We start from the raw sequence: 9768 nt of genomic DNA, 5'->3' as shown, positions 1-9768 counted from the left end.
CAATGACTCTTGTTCACTATGGCCTGGAAGAATAGGGAATTTTAAAATCCAGTCTGTGCTTTGATTAATCTCTTCGTAAAGAGGTTTCAACTCATAAGGCGCACCGCCAAAGCCGTGAACGAAAAGACAGCCAATCGTCATTATAATCACTCCTTGTATAATCGTACTTTTACTCTATTACCCAGAAAATATCCGGATTAAATATAATTACACACTGATTAATCTGGTGGATTAGAAATAAGACGGTCCTTAATGGTGTGGATCATACCATAAGTAATTTTTTGGACCTGACTGTATTGTAAGGAGTAAGAGCTGATCACTTTATGTCAAAAATTAACTAAGGGCAGGTCAATTGGTGTGGAGACAAATATGGAAACGCTTTATAAATAAGAATATATATTTTTATGTGAACTTTCTTAACATTAGAGTTGTTTTAATATTTAGAATTTGGTAAAGTATAATATAACATCTGATGTTAGAAAATATCACATAGAAGGGGATAGCTATTATATGGATGCAACTTTTTTAATGAACAACTTATGGATTGTCGTTTGTACGGTTCTTGTTTTATTGATGCAAGGTGGATTTATTTTACTTGAAGCAGGCTCCACACGAATGAAGAACGCGGGTCATATTGCGGGTAAAACAGTGTTTACGATAGGAATTGTATCCCTGGTGTTCTGGGCAGTAGGTTATGGATTGATCTACGGAGAAGGAAATGCATTTATTGGTTTTTCTAATTTCTTTTATGGTGATGCGACCACAATGGGAGAGGGACTTGCGGGTTCCGTTGACTTTATGTTCCAGCTTGCGTTTGCAGCTATTGCCATGACGATCGCATTTGGCGGTTTTGCGGAACGTGCGAAGCTAGTGGCTTATGTGATATTTGCTATTTTATTTTCTATAGTTATTTATCCTGTCATCGCTCACTGGATCTGGGGTGGAGGCTGGTTGGCCGGCCATGGTAAACAGGATTTTGCTGGGTCGACCGTCGTACACTTAACAGGTGCAGCGGCTGCCCTTGCTGCTACAATGATTTTGAAACCACGTATTGGTAAATATAATAAAGATGGATCTTCTAACGAAATTGCAGGTCACAACCAGGTATTTACTGCCTTAGGTGTACTTATTCTGTGGGCAGGCTGGTTCGGTTTTAATGCGGGAAGTACGTTTGGTGTAGCAGATGCTTTCTTTGGATATGTAGCGTTAAATACACAGCTTGCTGCAGGTGCAGGGGCAATCGGTGCCATGCTGATGGTTTGGGCTGTAACCGGTAAAGCGGATGTACCTACTACGCTAAATGGTGCGCTTGCAGGGCTAGTTGCCATTACTGCATCTTGTGCATTCGTTGAACCATGGGCTGCTGTTATTATTGGGCTTGTTGGGGGAGCTTTTGTATTCTTCAGTATGAGGTTCTTTGATAAGAAAAGAATTGATGATCCGATCTTTGCCTTATCTGTACACGGAACGGTTGGAATATGGGGGACACTTTCGAACGGATTGTTCGCCACACCGGAACTTGCTTCAGTCGGCCGTCCAGGATTATTTTATGGCGGTGGTTTTGAACAGCTTGGTGTTCAGATTTTAGGTGTTGTCAGCAGTGGATTGTATGCTTTTGTTGTTTCGTACATCATCCTGAAAGTTATGGATAAAGCCATGGGAGGTCTTCGAGTGACAGAAGAAGAAGAGATTATGGGTCTTGATTTAAGTGAACACGGAGGCTATGGCTATCCAGAAAACTTTAATTCTCCGGAAAAGAATCCAGGAGCGTAAACATATACAAAGGGATGGATCGTTATGTTTGAAACTTATAAGGAAATCAGGCAGTGGCGGGAAGAGACCATGACGTCTGTTGTTGACGATCATCGCCAATTAAATACTTTTCATGACCAGCTAATGTATCAAACGTTAAGAATTGCTAAAGAAACGATCGAAAGTGAGCAGGGTCCGCCTCCTGCTCCTTTTGCGTTTTTTCTAATGGGTAGTGCGGGACGTTCTGAGCAGTCGGTCTGGAGTGATCAGGATCATGGTATTATTTTTGAAGGCGAATCTCAATGTCAGGAGTATTTTTTAAACCTCGGAGCTGAAATCAGCCATGGTTTAGCTATCGTGGGTTATGAAAAATGTGAAGGAAACGTGATGGCTTCGAATCCTTTGTGGTGTCGATCAATTGAATCGTACAAAAAGCAAGTTCATGATTGGCTTAGTGAAGACAGCTGGCAGTCGTTACGAAATTTTTCGATATTCTTTGACTCGCGAGTGTTAGATGGAAGTGATGAATTTTTATTAAAAGTGAAGCGCGAATCTTTTTCAGTCTTGGAAGACCGTCCGCGCCTATATTCCCGGTTGGTCGAAAACTTTGAGTTTATCAAAAAAGGGGTGGGTGTGTTTGGGCAGCTTCTCCCGGAACAGCGGCAGGGAATGAAAGGGGAGATCCATTTGAAGGAAACAGCTTATTTCCCCTATGTGAATGCTCTGAGAATTTTGTCCTTGAAAAAAGGAGTGTCCGCTGCTCCTACATTGGATCGGTTTGAAATTTTGGCTTATTCCTACCCATTCATCGAAGCTTATGAGAACGACTTTCGGGAACTGCTCAAGTTTCGTCTGCGTTATAAGAAGGAAGCGGAAAGCTATGAAAAAATTCACTTACTACCGCTGGATCGATTGTCGAAACAGGATAAGCAGCAGCTCAAATATTTGATCAAACGGGGGCAGCAGCTGTTTGCTAAATCCAAATCAGTTCTTAAAGAAGAGAGTTCCTTATGAATCCATTTATGCAATTTGTAAAGGATGTGTCCGATCGGCTGGGGAGCGGCTTTTCTTCCTTGAATCAGAATGACCCTTCTAAAGAAGCTTATATAAGAAACTTAGAACGACAGTTAAAAAATAAAGATGACCTGGATGTTCCGTTTGATGAATTAAAAGTTGTGGTGTTTGATTTGGAAACGACTGGGTTTTATCCTTACAAAGGTGATGAAATTTTATCTATAGGCGCTGTAAAAGTGGAAGGGACTAACATTATGGAAGAAGAAACATTTTACTCCCTCGTCTACAGTGAATCAGGTCCTTCGAAAGAAATCGAGGATCTAACTGGGATCACCAGCGATATGCTGATAGATGCGGAACCTCTTCGAGACGTGCTGCATGACTTCTATTCTTTTATTAGAAGTGATGTTCTCGTGGCCCATCATGCGAATCATGAGAAGCAGTTTATGAATCATGCCACATGGCTCGCCTTGAGAAAAAATTTTCAGCACCGCATTGTAGATACCACTTTTTTAACCAGGATTGCTCACCAGGAAAAAAAGCTGGTCAGTCTGGATGAGTGTTGTAAACATTATGGCATTGATATTGACCAGCGTCATCATGCTTTAGATGATGCAAGGGCGACAGCGAAACTATGGGTGAAAAGTATTCAGGATATTAAACAAAAGGGTTACACAAATTTGAGAGACGTTTATACACACCTTGCGACTATAGAGTAAGAAACCTTAAGGAAGCTTTGGCTGAGGCCAGAGCTTTTTTTAATGAGTTAAGTTTGAGGTGAGTTTATACAGGATACAGTCACATAGAGTGAGTAAAGGAGGCTAATCAATATGGGAATTATATTATATTTAATTGTTGGAGGTTTAATCGGCTGGCTTGCAGGAGCCATTATTGGACGTGATATGCCGCTTGGAATTATAGGTAATATTATTGCTGGAATCGTAGGGGCATGGATTGGCGGCGAATTACTAGGATCGATCGGACCGAGTTTAGCGGGAATAGCAATCATTCCTGCCTTAATAGGTGCTATAATCTTTGTGTTTATTGTCAGCTTAGTTATGAAAAGCTCTCGAAAAAAGTAATTTAATTGGCAACTCAAGGCTGAAGAAGTCTTGAGTTTTTTTATATAAGAATAATGTTTTAAAATAAATAGAAGGCGTTGCATAATTAAAATGACTAAATGGGCAGGTATAATAAATTTGACGAAGAAAAGATTAAATAGATACGGTTGGTCTGGTGTAGAGGATTGTAAATTGATCAAATTTTTATAAATGTGTGTTACAGGAAAGGAGATGCGGTGATGACACAGCGAAAAGAAAAAGTAGAAACTGGGTTGAACTTCGACCATAGCTATGCACGTCTGCCAGAGCTTTTATTTCAGAGTTCTGAGCCGGAACCTGTTCGTTCCCCTCGTTTAATTTTGGCGAATGATACGCTGGCGGAATATTTGGGGTTAAACGCGGAGTGGCTTCACAGTAAGGAAGGCAAAAACGTTCTGGCTGGTAATTTAGTACCCGAAAGTGCGTTTCCTTTAGCTCAAGCTTATGCGGGTCATCAGTTCGGACATTTTACGATGCTGGGCGACGGGAGAGCTTTACTTTTAGGTGAGCAGATTACCCCTCAGAACGAGCGGGTAGATATTCAACTTAAAGGTTCAGGCCGCACCCCATACTCTCGTGGAGGAGATGGACGGGCACCACTTGGGCCGATGCTTCGGGAATATATAATTAGTGAGGCTATGCATGCGCTTGGTGTTCCTACGAATCGCAGTCTGGCTGTCGTTGCAACGGGTGAGTCCGTGATTCGGGAAACTGAACAACCGGGAGCGGTCCTTACTCGAGTAGCCAGCAGTCATCTGAGGGTTGGAACCTTCCAATTTGCAGCAAGATGGGGAACGTTGGATGATTTGCGAGCTTTGGCTGATTACACTGTTCATAGACATTTTCCAACTATTGAATCGGATGAAAATCGCTATCTTTCTCTGCTTCAACAAGTAATTGAACGCCAGGCGAAGCTGATTGCTAAGTGGCAGCTGATCGGTTTTATTCATGGAGTCATGAACACAGACAATATGGCGATTAGTGGAGAAACTATTGATTACGGTCCTTGTGCCTTTATGAACACCTATGATCCGGCAACCGTGTTCAGTTCTATTGATATTCAAGGAAGATATGCTTATGGCAATCAACCGGACATTGCGGGCTGGAATCTCGTACGATTTGCTGAAACCCTGATCCCTTTGATTCATGAGAATCAGGATGAAGCGATAAAAATAGCTGAACGCGAACTTTCACATTTCACCAGTCTCTACGAAGCAAACTGGCTGGACGGCATGAGAAGAAAACTCGGTATTTTTAATCAGGAAAGAGAAGACAAAGAACTTGCAGAAGACTTACTCCGTATGATGAAGGAAAATAAAGCAGACTTCACAAATACGTTTCGTGCTCTTACATTTGACCGAATGGAAGATATATCTTTATTTGAAGCTCCTGAATTTAAAAAGTGGCTGGAACAATGGCGCAAAAGATTGGCCAGGCAGGATGAATCGAAAGACACTTCATACCAGTTGATGAAGAATAATAATCCTGCTGTTATACCCCGGAACCACCGGGTAGAAGAAGCTATTGAAGCTGCAGTGAAAGAAGAGGACTTTAGCGTGCTGGAGCAGCTCCTTAGGGTTCTTTCCAATCCTTATGCGCATTCCTGTGAACAGGAAGCCTATACGGCGCCTCCAGAGCCATCTTCCAAACCTTATCGTACGTTTTGCGGAACCTGAACAGTCTTAAGTGAATAGAAAGATCCTTCTCCATATTAAGGGGAGGGATTTTTTGTGGTTTCTTTCGTGTGGTCCCTGTGACTATGAAAGTTACTACGGATTATTCCGTATCCCAGCCAAGGCAGCCTATTGAGAAAGGGAATACTCCTTAAGTTTTCTTTTACATTTACCTCATCTCTTGTCCTCTATTAATTTCGTACAGTTTAGACATGGTGGCGAAAAGAACTTGAAGAAGTGCCTGTACGGTCACTTTTACATTTCGGAATGTTCAACAATGGTTTTCTTCTATTATTTTATTTTGTTTAAAAAATGTTTAATATCTTGTGCTACAGCCTTCCATTGGTCAGCCTCGCTAATAGTGATAATGATTACTCCGGCAATAAGAGCTTGGATTCACGATTGAAGAGAAACAGATGCTTGAGTATGTAGTTTTTAACTCTACTTCTTCTGAGTCTATTACGATAATCCATTCATAATATTATTAAAAACACAGGTTTCGTTTAATGATTAATCATGTATTGCGACTAAGGTCTCTTCCTATAAAAGCTTACCTTATATTAAGGGTTTGTGTGATATAAGAACTTAAGTGTTGAAATGTAAAATCAAGAAAATAGAGTGCAACTAGAAGGGCGAGTATATATGGGACGTCGGGTTTATATCTTTTTCACGATTATCATTATTATTCTGAGCATTTATGCAACAAGAGGCTGGATATTCTCAAATAAGCTGGGAGACTGGGTGGGGGCGTGGAGTACAAGTATGCAAGCCCCTTTTACAGAGGGAATATCGCAGGAAGGGTTTGATAACCAAACCATTCGCTCGATTATTCAGCCACATATTGATGGGAAGAAGATGCGGATACGTTTGTCTAATGAATTTGGATCTTCGCCTATCACCATTGACGAGGTACAGGTAGCTGCTTCCAAAAATGAAGCAGAAACGATTCCAGGCACGGATCGGAAAGTCACATTTGGCGGTGAAGAAAAGATAACTATTCCCCCTGGTAGGAAATTAGTGAGTGATCCTGTTTCACTGAAGGTGAATCGCATGGAAGAACTAGCGGTAAGCCTGTATGTTCGTGAGCCCACCGCCTCTGTTACATGGCATCCGTTATCCATCCAGGAGACATATATATCAGCATCCGGAAACCATGTTTCTGATTCAAGTGCATCTGCATTCAAGAAAAAAGAAGAGGCCTGGTTCTGGCTGGACGGAGTCGATGTTATGGCGGACCGTTCAGTGAAAGGTTCTATCGTAGTAATGGGCAGTTCCATTGCGAACGGAAATTATTCAACAGTCAACGCTGATCATCGCTGGCCAGATTATTTAGCTCAGCGAATAAATCAGGAGTCTGAAAAGAGCAAGTTATCTGTATTAAATGCCGGAGTTTCAGGTAATCATTTAATCAACAGTGGAGCAGAAAGAGGAGAAAATGCATTAGCAAGGCTGGAGCGGGATGTGTTTAGTGAAACCGCCGTTACGTCTTTGATTTTTCATCAGGGACTAAATGATATCCGACATCATCCTGAATATGGTGCTGAGAAAATAATTAAACGTATAAAAGAAATTATCCAGGACTGTCATGAGGAAGGACTTAAAATTTATGGCGGTACGTTAACTCCTTATAAAGGTTCAAGTATGTACACGAAAGAAGGGGAAGAGACCCGGCAGGCGGTTAATGATTGGATCAGGAACAGTGGAGCATTTGATGGTATGATTGACTTTGACAAAGCTATGCGGGATCCTGACCAACCTAAGCGTTATCTTCCTGAATATGATTCCGGAGATCATTTGCACCCTAACGATTTAGGCTATAAGAAAATGGCTGAATCGATAGATCTCTCGATGATTAAATGAAACTTCTCCAAAGTAAGCAGTTTTACATGATTCGGGAAAATATCCAAATAATTTCCCGGGGAATATATTTTTCAACATAATCCGTATTCATTATATTACTGGATTATATAGGTATTATAATAGGAATAGAATAGTCTTATTTAAAATTTTGTTATCGTATAAGGAAAGGAGAAAAATAATATGTATAAAGGTATTCATCACGTTTCTCTGCTGGTTACAGATATTGAGAGAGCCAAACATTTTTACGGTGAGATATTAGGATTTGAAGAGAGCAGCAAACGTCCAGATTTTGGATTCCCTGGCGCCTGGTATCAGGTAGGAGAAACTCAGATTCATTTAATTGTACATAATGAAGGTAAAACTCTACGTGGAACAACAGAGCTTGATTCAAGGGACGGTCATTTTGCTGTAAGGGTAAGGGATATAGAGGCTTTCCTTGAAAGAATGGAAACCTATGAAGTAGAGATATTAAATAAACCTCACAATAAAACGGATTGGCACCAAGTGTATATTTGTGATCCTGACGGAAACGTTATTGAATTTAACAAGTAGCCATATAGAACTCATAGCTGGTTAACGGAGCGGGGCATAATCGATCAGAATGCGTCTGGTGATATAAAAATCATACATGTGTAAAAGAGAGGTAACGCGATTTTGGGAATCTCTCTTTTAGGTGCAAGCCTCTTTTCTTCTCTTGCATAACCAGGTTATGCCTGTACATATAGTGAGTAAGAACACACTAAATTCTCACTGTTCCAGCAGAGCCAAGGGGGCTGGCTATGGATTCGAATATTATGGTAATCATTGCTTCAGCTTTAGTCACGGGACTGGGAGCTATTCCGGTGTTATTTATTCGCAACATTTCCCACAGAAGAATGGATGCAATATTAGCTTATACGGCAGGAGTAATGATGGCGGCTTCAACTTATGGTTTAATACCTGCTTCATTAAAGCTTACGAACTTATATATTCTTGGGCTTGGAGTACTGGCTGGAGCTCTTCTATTAAATGTGCTTGAATATTTTATTCCCCATACAGACATGGATCATCAGAGGGTTGATATTACTCTTTCTTCTCAATCCTGGATGCTGATTGTGGCGATGACATTACACAATATTCCAGAAGGGTTGTCGGTAGGGGCGAGTCTAGCCAGCGAAATAGAAAATCTTGGGGTGGTCGTTGCTCTGTCCATGGCTCTTCAAAATGCACCGGAAGGGTTCCTGGTTGCCATATTTTTAGTTAATCAACGAGTTTCAAAACTTATAGCCATAACGTTTGCGATTGCCACGGGGGTTATGGAGTGTATGGCAGGATTTGCGGGGCTGTTTTTAGTCCAAATTGCATTATTCCTTGTCCCTTATGGACTGGCCTTTGCAGCGGGAGCCATGTTGTTCATTGTTTACAAAGAACTTATTCCGGAAAGTCATGGACATGGATATGAGCGTTTGGCAACATTTTCGTTCCTACTTGGTTTGCTTAGTATGATCGGACTAGTAGAGTGGTTTAGATAGTCAAGGATAGAGGTTAAAGAAACCAAAAAAGTTATAAGTCTTTTTGTCAGGAGAAGGAAAGAAGAGCCTTTTGTCGAAATATAGCAGAGGAAGAGTTTCAAACTTAATCATGGAAGGGGAGATTCTTTTGTTTAAGAAGCTGGCTAGTGATGCTTTAGGATTAAGTGATATAGGTAAAATTATTAAAAAAGAAGACTTTGATAAAACGCAATCGGATGACTTTGTGCTCACAGAGGATGGGGAGAAAATTTTCTTTCTTATTAAGTCAAAATCGGACGAGTATTGCTTTACAAACAGAGCGCTGATCCATTTGGACGGAGAAAAGGCGTCCAGCAGTAAACGTAACATTTTAAGGTATGAGTATTATCAGCATCATATCAGTAACCCTTCTATCGAAACGGCTGGTACCATCGATCTGGATTTAGAAATTAAATTCACAATGGGAAATAAAGTATTCAGTATCGATATTGCTAAGGATGAGGGCGAAGCGATCGCTGATTTGTATAAATCACTCGTAGCGATTTCTCATATTCAGGAAGAGAATCGTCTCTATTCAGATTTTGCCAGGGATAGTCTGGGCACAGCAAGCTCGCTGATTAAGGATAACCGTTTCCACGATAATGATATCTCCAAGGAATTCGAACAGGCAGCTAATTTTGCTTATGGATGGTATGAACAAAAGCATCGCGAAAATACTCAGAAAGATTTTAAAGAGGTATTTGAAAAGTATATTCATAATTGAACGTAAAGGAGAGCCATTCTAAAAGCTCTCCTTATTTTTATGGCTATGTTAAACTTCCGTGTAGAATTTAAGGTAAAGCTCTCGTTTGTGTAAGACTTGATTTCGAGATATTGGGT

9 protein-coding genes are annotated in these 9768 nt (G+C 40.8%); all 9 read left to right on the top strand.

All coding sequences use genetic code 11. The features are described from left to right. Window positions 1-510: 510 nt before the first annotated feature. The gene (locus WAM07_RS02490; protein WP_422164491.1) at window positions 511-1773 is read left to right on the top strand and encodes an ammonium transporter; all 1263 of its coding nucleotides are present in this window, start codon (window positions 511-513) and stop codon (window positions 1771-1773) included. A 24-nt stretch (window positions 1774-1797) separates the two neighbouring features. Next, a complete protein-coding gene (locus WAM07_RS02485) occupies window positions 1798-2766 on the top strand; it encodes a DUF294 nucleotidyltransferase-like domain-containing protein (RefSeq protein ID WP_422164489.1) in 969 nt (322 codons plus the stop codon). Continuing rightward, complete coding sequence (locus WAM07_RS02480; protein ID WP_422164487.1) at window positions 2763-3485, top strand: exonuclease domain-containing protein; 723 nt, start codon at window positions 2763-2765, stop codon at window positions 3483-3485. The genes WAM07_RS02485 and WAM07_RS02480 overlap by 4 nt, the downstream gene beginning before the upstream one ends. Window positions 3486-3596: 111 nt before the next feature. Further along, a complete protein-coding gene (locus tag WAM07_RS02475) occupies window positions 3597-3848 on the top strand; it encodes a GlsB/YeaQ/YmgE family stress response membrane protein (RefSeq protein ID WP_224895041.1) in 252 nt (83 codons plus the stop codon). 218 nt (window positions 3849-4066) lie between these two features. Then, window positions 4067-5542 (top strand): protein adenylyltransferase SelO, encoded by a 1476-nt coding sequence (locus WAM07_RS02470; RefSeq protein WP_422164486.1) that lies wholly within the window; start codon window positions 4067-4069, stop codon window positions 5540-5542. A gap of 639 nt (window positions 5543-6181) precedes the next feature. Beyond that, the gene (locus WAM07_RS02465; RefSeq protein WP_422164485.1) at window positions 6182-7399 is read left to right on the top strand and encodes an SGNH/GDSL hydrolase family protein; all 1218 of its coding nucleotides are present in this window, start codon (window positions 6182-6184) and stop codon (window positions 7397-7399) included. Between the two features lie 180 nt (window positions 7400-7579). Beyond that, complete coding sequence (locus WAM07_RS02460; RefSeq protein WP_422164483.1) at window positions 7580-7951, top strand: VOC family protein; 372 nt, start codon at window positions 7580-7582, stop codon at window positions 7949-7951. Between the two features lie 227 nt (window positions 7952-8178). Continuing rightward, the gene (locus WAM07_RS02455) at window positions 8179-8910 is read left to right on the top strand and encodes a ZIP family metal transporter (RefSeq protein WP_422164481.1); all 732 of its coding nucleotides are present in this window, start codon (window positions 8179-8181) and stop codon (window positions 8908-8910) included. Between the two features lie 127 nt (window positions 8911-9037). Next, complete coding sequence (locus WAM07_RS02450) at window positions 9038-9652, top strand: PH domain-containing protein (RefSeq protein WP_422164479.1); 615 nt, start codon at window positions 9038-9040, stop codon at window positions 9650-9652. Window positions 9653-9768: the final 116 nt, after the last annotated feature.

The organism is Halobacillus sp. (assembly GCF_049282395.1).
In the GTDB taxonomy this organism is placed as follows: Bacteria; Bacillota; Bacilli; order Bacillales; family Halobacillaceae; genus Halobacillus.
The sequence above is the reverse complement of the archived record's forward strand: the minus strand, read 5'-3'. Positions and strand labels throughout refer to the sequence as shown.

Coding starts and splice junctions, on each gene's coding strand:
- WAM07_RS02490 (WP_422164491.1), top strand. CDS start 511: ATGGATGCAACTTTTTTAATGAACAACTTATGGATTGTCGTTTGTACG.
- WAM07_RS02485 (WP_422164489.1), top strand. CDS start 1,798: ATGTTTGAAACTTATAAGGAAATCAGGCAGTGGCGGGAAGAGACCATG.
- WAM07_RS02480 (WP_422164487.1), top strand. CDS start 2,763: ATGAATCCATTTATGCAATTTGTAAAGGATGTGTCCGATCGGCTGGGG.
- WAM07_RS02475 (WP_224895041.1), top strand. CDS start 3,597: ATGGGAATTATATTATATTTAATTGTTGGAGGTTTAATCGGCTGGCTT.
- WAM07_RS02470 (WP_422164486.1), top strand. CDS start 4,067: ATGACACAGCGAAAAGAAAAAGTAGAAACTGGGTTGAACTTCGACCAT.
- WAM07_RS02465 (WP_422164485.1), top strand. CDS start 6,182: ATGGGACGTCGGGTTTATATCTTTTTCACGATTATCATTATTATTCTG.
- WAM07_RS02460 (WP_422164483.1), top strand. CDS start 7,580: ATGTATAAAGGTATTCATCACGTTTCTCTGCTGGTTACAGATATTGAG.
- WAM07_RS02455 (WP_422164481.1), top strand. CDS start 8,179: ATGGATTCGAATATTATGGTAATCATTGCTTCAGCTTTAGTCACGGGA.